A 17,120-nucleotide genomic window follows, 5' to 3' on the forward strand; every position below is an offset into this window, starting at 1 on the left:
CTTTTTTATTGGGTAGTGGATGTATTCATTGCCATTCATTTTTTATTTTAACCAGAAGTTGAGAATCAAACATGAAGTTTATTTCCAATTTGAATGAAACCTTGGTTTGCCCCTACCAAATTCTAATTGACGTTGCAGAGCAAATCACCGATTGCCCCCCACGTTTTCAGCACATGGCCTTCATGCCAATTTGTGAACTCGAAACAACAAACGACTGGATTAATCTGGAATCCTTAGGCATACCTGCTGCGATCAGGGCAAAAGCAATGGTTGATGTTCTGGTTAGTTTAATACAACGTACCCAGTTTGATGTTTTGTCTCTGGATATTTATTTATCGGCACAGACTCTAGGCTCAGATAATTTATTCAGCCTTATTTACTTTGCAGAATCCGTACCCTCTCTCAGACTCACTTTTTATACACCACATCAATCGCCTTCTGACCTGGAAGAACAGGTTGCCGTATTAAAAAACATGGGCAATGTAGTCCTTGAATTCAATCATTTAAGCCATTCTGCAACAACGGAATCTTTATCAGGTCTGAGCCACTTGAAGAACAAACGCAATCAATTAATTCATTCTTTAGGATTTACTTTAAAAGAGACTGATTTACAAAGCAATGCATCCAATCCAGCCATACTGAATCAATTAATCGGTTATTGCTGGATGAATTTGAAAGCTGGAGCATACGATATCTCCTGCTCTTTATTGGAACAAGCACAAAAAGACCCCTCTTTAGACCTCGCTGCTCAGGAACAAATCTTCATGCATTTATTGATGATGCGCTTTTTTTCTCATCAGTATGGTTTGGTGACTGAGTCCGATTTCCCTGAATCTTTTAGTACTCTTAATGACTCTGATATCAAAACCTTGGTATTTTTTAAAGCATACGCTGCAACATTAAGCAGAAATCTATCAACTGCAGACCTTTTTTTCAAAAGATTTGGTATTGATGAGCACATGCCTTTAAGCGATGAGAACTCTTTATATCGCCTCAATCTGTTCGCATTATTTCAAGTGCTGCAAGGCAGAATCGACGTTGCATTTGATTTGGAGTTTCGCATTAAACAACACATAGAAGAACATTGCATTGAAACTGTCGGTTTAAAATATGTTAACTTCATAAATATTGCGCGTCTTTATAAAAAAAACAAGCAATTTGAGCAATCATTAAATTATTATCAACATGCCTATCGAGAAATCAACGAAGGTGGATATTCAACTTCAGATCACATTTATTACAACATGAATCTGGGAAGTCTTTTTGAAGCAGCAGGTAATCCAGAGCTGGCCTTACATTATTGGGTAAAAGCTTCTTTACATTGGCTAGCCTGTAAAAATAAATACGAGTTGTCCTGGAGACCACGCATCCTGTTATGTCAGGAGCATATTTCCGAGATCATCAATCCCTTACCTATAGAAAAGGCCAATATATTTCTGCTCAACAAACTGAATGATCTGTTTAAAAAATGTCACATTGATCTGACGGAATGCCCTTCTTTTTCTTATCGCTTTGCTGAAGCCAGCTTAAGTCAGGAAAAAGAGTGTTGTTTCATTAAAGACAATATTGTTGTTTACACCTCCAAAAAACAACCCCCACATGATTCAAAAAAACAGCTCGTATCAGAGGAACAGCTCGCACAAAAGTTATCTCAATATTTGAATTCTCTCTTCGATATAAGCACAGAATACCAATTAGTATTCGTAGACATTCAATTGGATACTAACCGGATCAACACAGCCAAAGAAGCCATGTCTTATGCCTTGTTAGCCAATTGTTCTTCCTGTTCTTACAATGGAGAATGGTTGCAGCTCAAAAGCCCTGACTCGTTAAAATCAGTTCGCGCTTCTTTATCAAGATCCATCTGCTCTATAACAGAAATGGAACGGGGATTATGCATAAATTATAAAAGAAGCTTTCTTAATAAAACATTGAATAATCAAAATGAAATTGATTTAGTAAACCAACTCAAACAGCAGCAGACTCTTGATGTAGAACAATTAAGTCAAAATGAACAGAAAATACTTCCTATTCTCGCCCAAAAACGCATCTTGCATCTGTTCTATTCGAAATAAACAGTGACTTTATTTCTTTAGTACTCATTCCAACATTTTTTTAGTGGAGTGAGTATTAAAGTATTGAACAATTTGAACTCGACGCCCTTCGTATGAGTCGAATTGAAGATCGTACCAGACCCTTCTCCACTCAAAACCCATAATATTCATTATATCCCTCGTCTGAATCCTCGCTTTGATCCATTGAATAATGAACATTATTCAAAATCAGAACTGCAGGAGCTGTGTCACGAGATGAGGGTTTGCCTGAGCTGACTAATAGATCGGAACGTTTATCCCAAGTGGGATTGGGAACAGGTTGCATTCGCTCACTTAGGGAATTTAATACGACCATGATGTGCTCTAAAGAAGGTCTATGGTAAGGCTCCTCATGCAACATCGAGTAAAGAAGGAGACGGAGTTCCATATGACACTCTGGAATTTCAGCCATACGATTAAACAATCGGGCAAAAGAAACATTTTTTGCTGAATATGCACAATCTATCGGGGTAAAATCTGGATTGTTGCGATAATCATCTCCCCACAACATCATGAGCACTCTTCCTAAAGCATATACATCACTCTTAATGGTGGTGCAATCATAAGGAGAAAATCCCTCTGGAGCAGCAAAGGGTATTGATCCACGCAATCTATCGTAACGATCATCATAATGCGTACTTATTGCCAGAGCGTAATCAACAAAATAAATAATATCGTGGTCATAAACCAATATATTCTGAGGCTTGATGTCTCTGTGAATAAAATCAAGGTCATGAACTTGTTTCTTTAGAGCCACAACCAATGCTTTGGTTATTTGAAATCGCTCTAAAAGAGTTAATTGATTGGTTTCAATTATTTTTTGTAATGGCTGTCCAGGTAATTGACGCATGGTTATAAACGTTTCAGTTGCAGTATAACTTAATGGTTTGCAATGAAAAAAACCTATTTTACGTAAATTATCAACCTCACGCTCTGCGCGCTCTTTGGAAAAGTACTTAAGATTCTGAATTTTTATAACTCTTTTTTGTAACTCCGATTTAGTTTTGACTGTCAATTCATCGCTCTGCTTATCGGGAACTAAAGTGAGTATGCTTAAATATAAGGTTCCAAAACAGCCTTGACCAATTGGGTTATCATCCAGGACTTCGTAAACGTGATGTTCACCAACAGAATTTGAATGCCTGATTATCCTGTGACTTATAGAAACTTCTTGAGAGTCAATTAAATAAACTCCTACAGCCCAATCCACTTTTTCAGGATAAGTTAGAAATAATTGAGCTAATAATCGGTTACTCAGCTTATCTAACTCAAGTAAATTGATTTGATGTACCATAAAATTGCACTCAATTCGGGAAATTGGGCCAAAAATTTCCTCCAATGAAAAAAATAAGTCCATCTAATGAACTGCTGACTATTGCTCTATAACCCCTAATCATTTTGTAAAGATGCAACTAAAAAATAAGGAGGCGATCCGTTCCGATTGTCCTGTCATTCTACTGATCGATTGGTATTCTTTCCAGTACTCTTAATCTATAGAGCAAAAACATGAGCTCTTGAAGCATCTTATTAAGTAAAAGCACTATTACACCCAGAAATGAACAAATAAACATTAAAGTGTTTATTTATGTATCACAATAGATTATAATTACCCTAATACTTCTTTTCTTTAAACATGATTAAAGTTTTAAGTGAGCCTTATGCCGAACCCATTCAACTATGCAAAAGAACTGAAACGTTTAACTTTAATATTGAATAATAACGAAAAAAAACTAAAAGAGCTGAACCATGACAGACTCTTGTCCATGCTACAATTACGCTCCCTGTTAGAACTATATATGAAAAGAGATTCTTTAACCGCCAACCAGCTTGAACGGTTTTTAAAACAGGAAGGCATGACACTTCATTGTGATGACCGAAGCAAAATAAATTTGGAGCAAGCGCTGGAAGACCGCCTCAACCTAATGCTCAAATCATTTTATGATGTCCTTGATGATAACGACTTGGTAAACTATTTATCGAAGCAAATAGAATTTTCTGATATCAGTCAGGAACAGCGACCATTGATTGATAAGCTGCGTGAGAAAATCAAGCGACTCTCGGAAACGCACGACAAAGAGCAATTATCAACCCAATTAAACCGATTGAGTGAGCGTTTGGTTTTATTAATCCAGTCCGACCTGTTTACCTATGATCAAAACCACGTTTTACTCAACCTGGCACAACTCTGCAAAAATCGCGATTTTTATCACAAAAGACTCTATAAAAGCACCCGGGATGAACTAATCACCCCTAATGTTGAAGTAAGTATCTTTAATTGGAACTACAGTCCTCCGCCTCTGCACAAATTATTACAAGCAGTAGATTTTTCAATTGTTTATGTTTCCGGAGGCCGAGGCGTCGAGCCGGGTATGGGACATACCTTATTACACCTTGGAGAGGATAAAGGTTATGTACATATTGATGGATTATATAACTATCCAGTCTATATAAGTGATGAAGAGTTCAGAGATTTCTACCTGGACAAATGGAATAAACGGGTTGTAGCGGTACAAAAAGTCCCTTTAAAAAATCCTGATAAAGCGAGTAATGAACTGATTAAATTATGTCAGGAACGTTGGTTCTGGGGCGGACTATGGCATAACTGCTTCGATTTTTGCAAACAGGTTCTTGTCGCCGGTGGCGCATCACTCAAAGAGCTTGGTGGCTTTTCTATTCCTAATTACCGATTAATGAATCAAGCCATTATGAATTTTAGACCACTGGACCTAAGCAAGGATGATCAAGCCGAACATCAAGAGCCCACGTCGCAGTATACTAAATTTTTAAGAGAGACCCCCATTCAAGAGTGTTTTTCATTCTTTAAAGGACAAGAGCTCAGCAACTTCATCGAATATGCCGTCATGAATATAGGTGCTATTTTTATATGGCAAAAACCCATACAAAAAAGACTTCTGGAACAGGAGCTTCATGCAATTGAAAACAAAATAAACGATAAAGAACATCCATTAAAACCGAAAAAATATGCTGAATTATCAAACCAACGCGCCATGCTCAATAGCAAACTCGATAATATTGAAGAAAGCACGGCTCAAATTATTGTAAGTACTCTGGTGAATAAAATTCTTACCACTGAATGGCATAGCGGAAGATCTATCCAGGTGACCCAGCCCGATGGTAAGCAAATTTCAAAATCAATTCCAGAAAACATGATTTCAATGCTGAATATACACCAACACGGCTGTGCTCAGTCGAAAATTGATTATTTAGCCATGTTAAATAAAATGTGTATTGTTGCATATCGTGCAGGATTAAATAACAACAGTATTATGAGCTGGATTAGAGGCCGAAAAGAACAAACAAAAGAGTTTTATGGACTATTTGTCAATATGACGCATGTAAATTGTTTATTTAAACAACCCAGGCAAGAACAAGAAGATCCCGATACGTCGAAAGAATCAAATTGTTCCTTGGATACAGATTCACCTAAGTCTTTGTAAGCAAAGACTAACTTATAATGCAAACAGGAGGAAATTCTGAACGCTATCCCCAATATTAACAGCTCTCCCACCTATAGTTTTAGTGTCTGAGTGTCACGCTGGATAGTGCCCCCCTACCCAAAAGCAGTTCACTTATTTTATCATTACCAGCCCTTTCACTAATTGAAAGGGCTGTTTGTCGATGATTATCACTGGCATTTACATCAATTTTTGTATGTGCCAAAAGCCAACGTACCCCACTCATCTCCATTTGCTCTGCTGCTAAATGTAATGCTGTTTTTCCCTGATTATCGGTTAATTGAGCATTTGCTCCGCGATCCAGAAGTGCTTGCATTGCATCCAGGTTCCCCACCTCAGCAGCTAACATAAATGGAGTTTTGCCTTCAACATCAACAGGATCGCTATCAGGAGATGCTGCCAGGCAAAGAGCAATCATGTCAACACCGTTATAGCGTGCAGCATAATGCAACGGAACGCGTCCTTTGGTATCCGCAACTTGAACCATTTCTTTGTCTCTTAAAAGAATGCCTGCACAATGTATTGAATTGTTTAATAGCGCCGTATGAATTGGATAATGTGAATGATTGTTCATCGTATAGGCAAGATTAGGATGAGTGCTTAATAAATCATTTATCAATGTAGAAAAATCATGAACAGCCATCTTTTGTAGTACCGTATCCCCACTGCTATCCTGATTATTCAGAGTGTCAGGGTCTGCTTTTTTTAATAATTGGTAGATTTTAATCTTGCTTTCTCGCAATTCATTTTCATAAAGTACAGGTAGTTGCAAGGCATTAAATATTGGCATTTGTAGCTGATTATTTTTTTGAGCAGGATCCGCCCCCAAATCCAAAAGAATCTGAACTGTATGAACATTCCCCTCAATCGCAGCGACATGCAAAGGAGTTAATCCGAATGAATTGGGCGTATTAATTAGTTCTTGTGAAGGAGCGAGAGCAACAAGCACTCGATCCAGGCCATAATAAGCTGCCGCTTCAATAGTGGTTTTATCATCAAATTCAGGTACCGGTTTAACCAGATCAGGCGGTATATTCGGCGCAAATTGCTCCAGATAATACTGCGCCAATTCCAAATATTGGGTATATCGTTCATTAATTGATCCTGTTTTTATTTGGATATCAGTAGAAACATGCTCCAGACACCAACGCTCCAATAATTGCAGATTATGCTCTTCTGAATGTGTTGAACTAACTCCCAACTGTTCGCATAAAGTATCTAAGTTCATTATTAATGTTCCTGTATTTATTCGGCAGATTATCTCATTTTAGGACCAAGGTGTTCTTCAACCTTTTGTACAGGCTCTTCTTTACTTGATCGCATTTCTTTCATTTGCTCATTAAACCGGCTCTTAAAATTTTTATAGGTAGTGGCAGCCTTTTCCGTATTAATTTCATCAGTCCCGGGTTTAAAATAAACGTTTCCGCGTTTACCTAAATAACGATGAGTAGCAAGGGCTTGCAACACTTCTTTGGATTCAGGTGATGCAATAAAATTCTTTCTTGCCTCGATAGGTACTTTTGACATAGCCGATTCTATCTTATCAGCTTTTTCATTCATTCCAACAGTAAACAGTCCGGCTTTATCTCTGTAATTAGTGACAATATTTCTTACTTCATTTGCAGCTTCATCTGCTTTTAAAGCACTAACAGTTGATTTTAATTCCTTAATAATTCTGGATTGCTCGGCAGGATTGTTCTCCACTGCTTTGAGCTGTTCTTTTTTATCACGAATATACTGACTCATCGTTTCGTCTTTGGAACCAAATTTTAGAGACTCCAAAGCATTGAAAATTTCATTTTTAGTGATATCAAATAATCGAGAATGAGCCTCTGCAACCGATATTCGGTCCTCTGGATTCGGTTTTACTAGATCGTGAATTAACGCTTTAAGCTCAACGCCTGTTCCAGTTTTAAATGCCTCAGAACTAAAATCCAATTGATGACCACTGTTTTTTTCATCAAATTTGCCAGAGACAAAAGTATACAAATTCTTGCCCAGAATAAAGGCATGAGTACTCTCTGAAGTAATCTTCCCAGCATATGGGCCATTACGCTTAAACTCTGGTGGCTCAAATGCATCAGTTAATAAAAGTCCGTCTGCATATTCGTTTCCAGGTACTTTGCTTGAATAAGTACCATCCTTATCAGTAAATACAAAGCTTTTGGTATCAGCAATAATGAGTGTTCCGTCTTTATCTACCAGCCAATTCGTTAATTTTGCATCGGGAAACATGCATCCTTGTTTTTGAATTTGCAGCATTACACCAGACATTTGGCTAAAGACATCACAAGCACTGCCAGCCAATTCAGGTGCAGTCTTTGCTTGCTTCCTGTAATCGTACACATCACTACCGCTATAATATTCGGTAACCAGCAAGGTACGCGATTGAGGTCCTTCGCCAGGAGCATCATAGGTGAGTTGCCGTTCTGCGTGATTTGGAGCAAAACCATTTCCCAATTTCCCCCTAAGATGTATCTCAGCATTTCTGGGCATATCCAACCGACAATCTACTTTTAAGACTAAAATACTTTGATCGTTTGTATTCACTACCTTAAAATTCTTTGAATTTCCTCCGCCAAGATAACTTATTTCATGATTGCCAAGGAACTCGCGAAATGACTTTGCTTCCGCGCTCATATCGCTTTTTTCGTATAAAGACAGAAGCTTTTGAGTCAGATTACTTTGTTTTCCTTTAGCTAAAATTGCGAGAAATTCTTCTCCCTTCTCTGGAGACATATTGGCGACGACATGAGCCAGTGGCGAATTCCTGGATTGTGGTGAAAGCAATGAGTTTATTCCCAGAAGACTCATTTGCTTTTTAATTTCGTTAAACAAAACAGCATGTGCCGTTCTATACCCTTCAGATTCAGCAAGCATACTGGGGGGATATTTACAATCCACTGCTTTTATTGTCGCTTGCAGGTGATCCAAAATCTGTTTTTTTTGAACCGGCTCAGTACTCTTGTTAAATTCATCAATTAATTTGTTTACATCCGATCTGAATTGCTTCATGTCCTTTTTAGGCAATATTCCTGCATCAAAGGATTTAAGTTCTGGCATGGCATTGACATCAACTTTCCTGGGGGCTTGTGCGATGTTTGTAGCCTTGTTGCGAGTACTACTGGCATGTTGCCCTGAATCGGGGATAGACTCAGATTTAGTGGGGCTTTTCTTGAATTTATTAATAAACTTATCTAATTTTCGTCTCATGCCCATACCTGCTATTAGAACAATCCAACCAGCATGTCTTATCAAACCAAGTGATAATATTTAAAACACTCATTCTAAAATATAGACCAAATAGGCAATAACTGCTGTAATTGATCAACTAACGGAGCTGAAATTCTATTTATTATGATTTTTAAGGCTATGTCTGATTTTCTGGAGACGCATTGATTTGGCGAATTTCATGCAGTTCTTGTGAAACAAACCTGAAGTGTAACAGCAGGCCTAATTTATGACTAAAATAGACTTATTGATTTAAGTCTTGCCTATCGTGTATTAAAACAAATTATTTCAAGACAGACCCGCAATGCAGCTCGTCATGCACGGCCCAGGGTTGGGTTTCAGTGCACATAGGTAGTCTCGTCATCTCGAACGAAATGACGCTATGTCCACCTGAACAAATAATACAGCCGGCGTAGCCTGGGAGTAGGCCCCAAGGGCCGTATCCCAGGTTTTATTGTTATGCCAGCTTAAGTTCACCACTCATTTACTCTCCAAACTCACTTAGACCAATCTCTTTCACTAATTTTATGGTAATAATCCATTTTCAACTGAAAAGAAACCCTGGGATACGGCCCTTGGGGCCTGCTCCCAGGCTACACCAGCTAATTTATGACTAAAATAGACTTATTGATTTAAGCCTTGCCTATCGTCGTGTATTAAAACAAATTATTTCAAGACAGACCCGCTATGCAGCTCGTCATGCACGGCCCAGGGTTGGGTTTCAGTGCACATAGGTAGTCTCGTCATCTCGAACGAAATGACGCTATGTCCACCTGAACAAATAATACAGTTATGAATTAGGGGCTGTTGACAATTCAAGTTTCGACGTCCCGCGACTTGTTCGCGGGATCCAATTCACTCTTTATAGGTGCAATATATTCTTGTTTTGCGCACGATCTATCGATTCCGCGAACAAGTCGCGGAAAGTAGGCTTGAATATAATGAAATGTCAACAGCCCCTAGTACAGCCAATCATCGCTTTTGAAGATTTACTTCCGTTCCGTCTGCATCACGTAAAAAGATTGAATCCCCGAATATGGTTCCAAGCACATTCGTTTCGATTTTAAGATAGGCTCTTTTACAGGTTCCACTGTAAATGATATCCATCTCATCGCCACATTTTGATCTGGGTTTCAAATGATAGTCCATTCGTATCGTACTTTTATATTTTTGGAATTCAGCGGTTGCATCCCAGGTGCATTTATAGCTGTTTGTTACGCCAACCCATTTTCCAGTGATGTTGTCACAAGGATCGAGTTCCGGTGCGGCACTGCTTGGGAATACTGTAAACATGGAAATTGCACAGGCTAAGGATAAAACAGATAATTTCGATTTATTTAAAAGCATAACGAATCCTTTTGATAAGCTTCATAAAACACTCTATCCGATATGAAATGATCTGGCAATAAATTAATTAACTTAGCTTTTTATTATTGCCGCACTGTCGTATGGGGATAACGACCACACTACGATCGAAATAAAATAGATGATTGCTACTGAATTAATTCAAAGAGAGCAGTAAAGTCAGCTCTCTTTGAATCAAAAAATTTAACTTGCTGGTATGCCGTTTTTTCCGCCGGGACAAAAGGTTATTTGATAGCTGGTCTTTTGACCGCTTACATTGCATTGATATTGCGTTGACTTATCATCAAATGGAAAGGAATATGCGGTAGGACATGCTTGCTTCAACCATAATATCCGCGGAAACACTGTACTATTCCATTGAGTATTAAAACCCGTGCAATCGGTTATCTGAGGAGTGTAAGCCTGACTTCCGCTTTGATTCCAGTTATAGCAACCGCACACTTTATCATTATTATTCGGCTGTAGTGCATAACCCGTGTTTAAAGCATTGGTTGTTGTGGTTTGACACCCATACAAAGCGGCAACCGTTGCAGCAGAACCTCCAAAATTACCGTACTGATCTGATTGAGTACCTTGAGGCTGCAACACAGTGCCCATTCCATAAAGTGCATAAAGATCGTAAGCCGGATCCCATTGAGTCGGTGATGTCACGCCAATATAATCATTCAGGGTCCAATAACCTAAAAAGCCACCGCAGCGACGATAAATTTTACCATCAATTGGATCAGCAGAAGTCATACCACAATATTTGCCTAAAGGAGACAGGGCGCAATCAGAATTTTGAGTACAATTCACACCGGCACTTCCCCCTGTAACCCAAATATAATTAGCCGGTGTGTCAGGCGCGGTTGTTGGTGGTGAAAAAGTCCAGGGACATGCACCAAGCGAGGTATTGGTCGGTTGAATCAGTGCCCCGGTAGATTGACCGCAATTAAATGGAAATGGGGCGTTATTGACCGGCGGTGGTCCAGAATTAACAGGAGCCAAAGAACGAACTTGCCCAGGAACATTAAAACCATTAATCAGCGATACATCATAAACTCCATCCGTGCCCGCTGTTCCCATATTTAATTCAAACTTGGTTTGAGGGGGAACTGGTTGTACTCCAACCTGACATGTTGCAGTCCCTGGAATAACGGGGCAATTTGCAGTTTGGCAAACACCCGTCGTTGCGTCACAACCAGTTCGTACATAAATGGCACCGTTCAAATATTGATCTACCATCAGAGTTTTTGTAAAGGGTGAATTCCCAGGAACTTGCTGATTAATCTGATAATCAGCAAAGGTACGGGCATTTGCAGGGGTTGGATCTGCACTGGTTCCGCTACCATTTGAAAACTCATACCATACTGGAAAATCACATTGATTAACAAACAGTACCGTATGCTTGGTATCTGTTTGGGTAAGAGCCTGTACTTCTTCACTCGTATGAGCCGAAGCACTTAAAGTTCCTCCTTGATAGGATACTGATGCACTAACCGTAAGATCAGCTGTAGTAACGGTTGGTACTACAGAAACATAAACAGAACAGCTTGTGTTCTGAGTCAATGTAGCACCAGAACAGGTATCCGTACCTTTGGTTAAAGTGGCAGTTCCATCAGATACGAGAGCTACGGTACCTAAAGTTTCTGTTGAAGGGCAAAAGTTAGTAAATTCGTATTTAACCACATTATCTGCGTAGACATAGGTTTTATCAGGCAGAGGTAAAGCGGCTGCGCCATTAATTTGATGACAACCCGCTCCATTCTTTACAACAGTTTGGGTTACAAGAGGAACCGAGCGACTGATGCTTCCGTCATTATAGTAATAAGTAACGCCTAATGCGGTTTGACCCAGACTGGCCGGAGTAAAAGTTCCCGTTACGGTACATAGTCCGCCTACAGGAATGGGGCCGGTGCACCCATTTGCCGGGTTAGGATTGAATCCACTGGGAACAACCGCTGTAGCAGTAACAGGGGCAGTACCATGATTGACATAGGTAAACTGTACCGGATAAGTTACACCAGTATAAGTTACACTTGGAAGTGGCGTACTCACATAACCTTTAATTGCCCCTACCGTTTCTGATGATGTTGAAGATAAGGTAGGAAGTGGAACCACATTGTTATGATAAAGCATCGCTAATTTGGCAGTATTCAGTCCTGGTGAGCTGGGTTGAAACTGCAAATGCAATACACAGCTGCTGTTAGGCTGATTTTTTCCAGCTAATGTGGTTTTACACCCATGGGTTACAGAAAACGAGCCGCCATCAAATGCTGAACTCACATCGAAAGGAACCGGGCGAGGCAAATTATTTGTAAATGTATACGTTACCGAATAACTATTCCCAATAATCGTGCTCGGGGGAAAGCCTGCAGGACTAACAGACCAGCTAACCGGATCAATTGCAGCGTAAGCATTGTTCAATAATAGCGATAAAAGGAAAGCCTGAGAGGCTTTTACACAATCCATAAAAATCTCCGTTTTTCAAAATACATGCATGTAATCAGGATTAGGAAAATGAATCACCTAATACATAAGTTAATCCAATCAGGCCAGTATTGGTTTTAAATGTTCCTAAACTTAAGTGCTCACCATTCCAGGTTGACACACCATTATCTGATACCATCTTGCCAAAGGATTGAAAATCATAGCCAATATACATCAGAAGTTGTTGAGTCAAAGCGACATCCAGTCCCACGCCAAGATTATAAGAGAGCTGTCGCGTTGTATTAGCTCGGTAAGTTGGGCTAACGCGTGCCGTGATGTCGGGATAAGCTGTTTCGCTGTAGTTCAATCCCTGGTTAAAGGCGACACCGATTCCAGCATCAACATAAGGCATAATCCGTCCCCAGGACACTAGATTCATTTTAGAGTACAAGGACAGCACATTGGAACGAATTCCCCAGCGATAAGAATAGTTATTAAAATCGGGTAATGAATATTGAGTAATACTGCCATCTACATTTTTTCGAAACAGATGTTGGTATCTCAATGCTAAAGCATAGGCCGGAATCCATTGTTCATTTCGTTCCCAACGGGAGCCGATTTGCAATCCCATTTGAGTCATATTATTTAATTTTACAGAATATTGATCCACATTTTCTGGTGGGGGATAATTTGAACCATTATCTACAGTCATAAAATCAGGTGAGTTAGGTGACGATAGCCCTAGGTCAACTCCAATGTAGATGGCTCGATTTTGATGGCCGATATTTGGAATTGCCTTAGGTGCTGACGATGCTCTCTCTTTATTGTCGATCAAAGGATGTGCTGGTCTGTTTAAAACAGGATTTTGAACCTGGGTTGATGCGAGGATTTTTTTGTTTTGAGCTTTATTTTTTGTCTGCAAATGTCCTGCACTACGAACAGCATCAGCGGTTTTTAAAGGACCAATGATCACTGTATGCAATGCGCTTGCTGATTGAACCGAGACTGGATAGCTGGTTTGGGAAGCTATTTGATTTTTGAGCTGGTTGGCATTTTGCGCGGATTTAAAAGAACCTACCTGAATAGTAAAGGGGCCATGGGTTCTTGATTGAAAGCTCTTGGCACGATCTAATCCATAAATTACCAATGCTTGAGCATTTTGCGCTATACATATCGACGATGCCACGAGCAAATGTGTCCATTTTAAAGCCATAAATCTCATTTATTTTCCTTAATAAATTCAAGAAGATCGGTTCATGTTTAAAAAAGGAAAAAACTATAACAGGAATCCTGTTCAATTGAAAAGGTTTGACGTTAACCGCCACGGCTGTCCCATTAAAAATGTGACGTCTTTCCGAGCGTAGCGAGGAATCTCCTGCAAGGTTGCACGATCCCATTAAAATGCGGCCATTAAAATCATATCAAGAGTTGAGTCTCCCCAGCCAGCCTTTTTCTGCAGGCGCCGAATGCTCATATCCTTAAATTTCTTTAGCGTGTCGAAATGATATAAAAATCCAGGTACATCTTCTGATGACATCATTAAATTCCTTGTAAAAAAAGTTTAAAAGGTAATGATAATTAATGCATTAATTCAGATTGTGCCAATTTGCAGGAGATTCCTCGCTACGCTCGGAAAGACGTCACATTTTTAATGGGACAGCCGTGCGTTAACCGCTGATCGCCATAATTCAAGATTCTATTGTTTCAACAAAATTGTGTTTTATAGAAAACGGGCAAAAAATTGCAATACACCTGGTGATGTGACTTTTATAGTGAAAAAATGCTAACTCAAAATAGTGTTATCTTGGAGAAATCGGCGCTATAGACTGCTCATCGGCGTGTTCTTCCTGATTAAGAGCATGATGAACCAGATTTAATGCCTCACTGAAAGAATATAATGAAATACGCTCCAAAGGATTTGGCATGGTTGCGGCTCGAATTAAATCAACTATTGTATCTGCACCGCGAACGGTGAACACAGGAAGATTGAAATCTAAAGGCTGATGTTCTGTAAGGCGGTTAAGTATGTCTCGTTTTGTTTTAGCATCCGGACCAACCATCAGCAAATATTGATCACTTAAATCACGATTCATTCTGAAAAATTCGTTCATGGTACGATTGACTACCAATAGCAATCGTTCTAATAAAATCCTGTCGGACCTTTCATTCAAGTCGATATCATCAATTAAAATTTCCACTATTTTTTGTTGTAATAGTTCGAGCTGGCCAATAGCCTTACCCCAATTAAAATCCAGTTTATTAGGATCAAGCTCATGAAATTGTTGCAGCAACATTCTGAGGTCTGAAAAATACTTAGGTTCAGTAGAAAAAAAGAACAGTTTTTTCACTCTTTTTTTCAACTCTTTGGGTGTAGGAATTCTGTTAAAATCTTTTCTGTGATAGGGCACGATCACACTGATATCAGCTATTCGTTGTTTTTTGGAGCTTTTTGCAGGAGAACTGGCCGATAAACTCTTTAATTCACGGTTAATCTCTTTTTTATTATACCACTTCATAAAATCTGAGCCGTAATCCTTGGGGGGATCAGCTCGAACCATATAATAGAGCTTTTCTGCCAAGCCATTGATTTGCTGAAGGCTTATTAGATCGACTATTCCCTCAGCCTGATTGGCATTGTATTTATTAATCAGGATGTCCAGTTTATCCAAATAAGGCTCATTGCTTGAGTACCTTGAAGTAACCTTAATTCTACTGAACATATACATTCTTAATTTGCAGCATATAACTAAAAAATAGCGCTGTTTAATAATTAAACAAATTGAAATTAATAATTTCGCTAATTCACCGACTTGATCTGCCTATTATAGAACTGGACTAACTAAAGAAACAGAACGACCAAATAAGCGACGTTATTTAGAAGTCCTGTAGATGTGGTGGAATCAATTACACTCTTGGCTGATTATTGATGACTGATTCAATATCGGCATTGGATTCTTGATATATTGACCGATTTGAGAGTTGAGGTGATGTATCTGCTTGTTCACTAGCCATAGTCTGTTGTGTATTGACTGAAGAAGCCATACCTTCATCGCATAAACGTCCAAGCATTTTGGAATGAGAATCTGATTCAGGAATAATCATTGCGGGAATTTCATCGCACTCTCTTGGAAACCCTAGTTTTATCTTAACGGACTCACTCAGGTCATACAGCTTTTCTCTCATAAAAAAATAAGGTCCAAGTAAGCCGAAATGGCCATTTTCTTGCGCTATTTTGACTGCGTTAGCTGCAGCCAAACTTCCTATTGTAGCACCTGCGAATACTCCAAAATCTGCTGCCCCAACTATTGTTCCAAGTACTGGAACAACACCGCCAACAGATGCACCCACTACGACACCAATGGCTCCTCCAGCCAAAGCTCCCACACTGGTTACAATGGCCACTTCCGGGGTTGAAATGACTGAATCTGATTCATATTTGCTTCCAGTCAACAGACTTCGCCATTTATCTGTCAGGGTATTCGATTCCGCTAATTCATTATTTTTATCTTCCATCAAACGAGACACTGAAAAAAAAGTATATGCAACACCAGGTATTTGTTGATTGTGGTATTGGTACATCAGTTTATAGGCAGAGAGAAACTGTTCTTTAGTATCAAACAAAAATACACCATGATTTGAATCAGTATATCTGATTTTCTGATCGTCCTGGATGCTTAAATAGGTTGCATGCCTACCGAGTTTACATTGCAGACTGACGGACAAATCCTCTCCTATATGCCCGGATGCAATGCGATACAACTCCTCAGCTTGTTCCGTTAAAGTAGGGCAGAAGGTCTTGATGGTTAATCGAGTTGTTTTAATATATTTTTGATCTTTTTCTCGATTATTTTGATTTCTTTGATATTTATGAATTGCTTTATTAAATTCAATATGTTTTTTATCTTTGTTTTTATAAGGGCTTAAACCAGAGTCCGCCATACTCATGGTAAAACCATAGCATTGCCCACCGGAATCCCCCAGTTCTTTCATTGTTCCTTGAACGAGTTCATTAACCAACAAGCGACTCTTTAGTAATGCCTCGTACTGATCATTCAATTCTGAAGACGAAGATAATTTGGGGTTATGAGTTTCGGAATTTGAATCAGGTTCATCAGATGAATTGATCGGTGTTCGACAGTCTTTAACGATTATCAAATCTACAATAATCATTTCAAGTAATTCATTTAAGCCAGGGTCACTATGACTCTCTGTATAAGCTCCTAAGCATTCAATTAAATCAACAAGATCCTTTTTTTTGCTGTCATTATAAGCCTCTTTACCCATCGATTTTAACCTGGCATGAACGTCCTCCAGAAACACTCTCTCTTCGTCGTTCAGTGGCCTGTAAGTAATCCACGGAAACAGATAATTCATTAATCCTGTATGGTTTTGTAACATTCCTTTTTTAAGTGTCTGTTTTACTCGATCTGCACAACTATAAATACTCATAATCAGGACCCAACAAGAAGATTCAAAATAATTCATTTTGGCCGATTATAACACATCTATTATCTGGTGAGAACGATGTATGTAAAGTTCTGTTCAA

General features: G+C 39.1%; 11 protein-coding genes. 2 read left to right on the plus strand and 9 right to left on the minus strand.

The window, feature by feature from the left end; genetic code table 11:
* The first annotated feature begins 71 nt into the window (after positions 1-71).
* Positions 72-2,075: a M48 family metallopeptidase gene (locus ELY21_RS05920; protein ID WP_127107767.1), complete on the plus strand. Its 2,004-nt coding sequence runs from the start codon at positions 72-74 to the stop codon at positions 2,073-2,075.
* A 130-nt stretch (positions 2,076-2,205) separates the two neighbouring features.
* Here ELY21_RS05920 and ELY21_RS05925 read toward each other — a convergent pair whose 3' ends face one another.
* Entirely contained in the window at positions 2,206-3,450 is a 1,245-nt protein-coding gene (locus ELY21_RS05925; RefSeq protein ID WP_127107769.1) for a protein kinase family protein, read from the minus strand.
* Between the two features lie 301 nt (positions 3,451-3,751).
* Between ELY21_RS05925 and ELY21_RS05930 the strand changes: the two genes are divergently transcribed.
* Positions 3,752-5,551: a hypothetical protein gene (locus ELY21_RS05930; protein ID WP_127107771.1), complete on the plus strand. Its 1,800-nt coding sequence runs from the start codon at positions 3,752-3,754 to the stop codon at positions 5,549-5,551.
* Positions 5,552-5,630: 79 nt separating this feature from the next.
* Here the strand turns inward: ELY21_RS05930 and ELY21_RS05935 are convergent, their stop codons facing one another.
* From ELY21_RS05935 to ELY21_RS05965, 8 genes are all read right to left on the minus strand, one after another.
* A complete protein-coding gene (locus ELY21_RS05935; protein WP_127107773.1) occupies positions 5,631-6,797 on the minus strand; it encodes an ankyrin repeat domain-containing protein in 1,167 nt (388 codons plus the stop codon).
* A gap of 29 nt (positions 6,798-6,826) precedes the next feature.
* On the minus strand, positions 6,827-8,782 hold the full coding sequence (locus ELY21_RS05940) for a hypothetical protein (protein ID WP_127107775.1): 1,956 nt from the start codon (positions 8,780-8,782) through the stop codon (positions 6,827-6,829).
* 990 nt (positions 8,783-9,772) lie between these two features.
* Positions 9,773-10,147: a hypothetical protein gene (locus ELY21_RS05945; protein ID WP_127107777.1), complete on the minus strand. Its 375-nt coding sequence runs from the start codon at positions 10,145-10,147 to the stop codon at positions 9,773-9,775.
* Positions 10,148-10,348: 201 nt separating this feature from the next.
* Complete coding sequence (locus tag ELY21_RS05950; protein WP_127107779.1) at positions 10,349-12,616, minus strand: thaumatin family protein; 2,268 nt, start codon at positions 12,614-12,616, stop codon at positions 10,349-10,351.
* Between the two features lie 40 nt (positions 12,617-12,656).
* The gene (locus ELY21_RS05955; RefSeq protein WP_127107781.1) at positions 12,657-13,796 is read right to left on the minus strand and encodes an SPOR domain-containing protein; all 1,140 of its coding nucleotides are present in this window, start codon (positions 13,794-13,796) and stop codon (positions 12,657-12,659) included.
* Between the two features lie 174 nt (positions 13,797-13,970).
* A complete protein-coding gene (locus ELY21_RS15570; RefSeq protein WP_155824935.1) occupies positions 13,971-14,114 on the minus strand; it encodes a hypothetical protein in 144 nt (47 codons plus the stop codon).
* Positions 14,115-14,373: 259 nt separating this feature from the next.
* On the minus strand, positions 14,374-15,294 hold the full coding sequence (locus tag ELY21_RS05960; RefSeq protein ID WP_127107783.1) for a hypothetical protein: 921 nt from the start codon (positions 15,292-15,294) through the stop codon (positions 14,374-14,376).
* A gap of 184 nt (positions 15,295-15,478) precedes the next feature.
* Entirely contained in the window at positions 15,479-17,023 is a 1,545-nt protein-coding gene (locus tag ELY21_RS05965) for a hypothetical protein (protein WP_127107785.1), read from the minus strand.
* Between the last annotated feature and the right edge of the window lie 97 nt (positions 17,024-17,120).

The sequence above is a fragment of the Legionella sp. km535 genome, assembly GCF_003990085.1.
Classification (GTDB): domain Bacteria; phylum Pseudomonadota; class Gammaproteobacteria; order Legionellales; family Legionellaceae; genus Legionella; species Legionella moravica.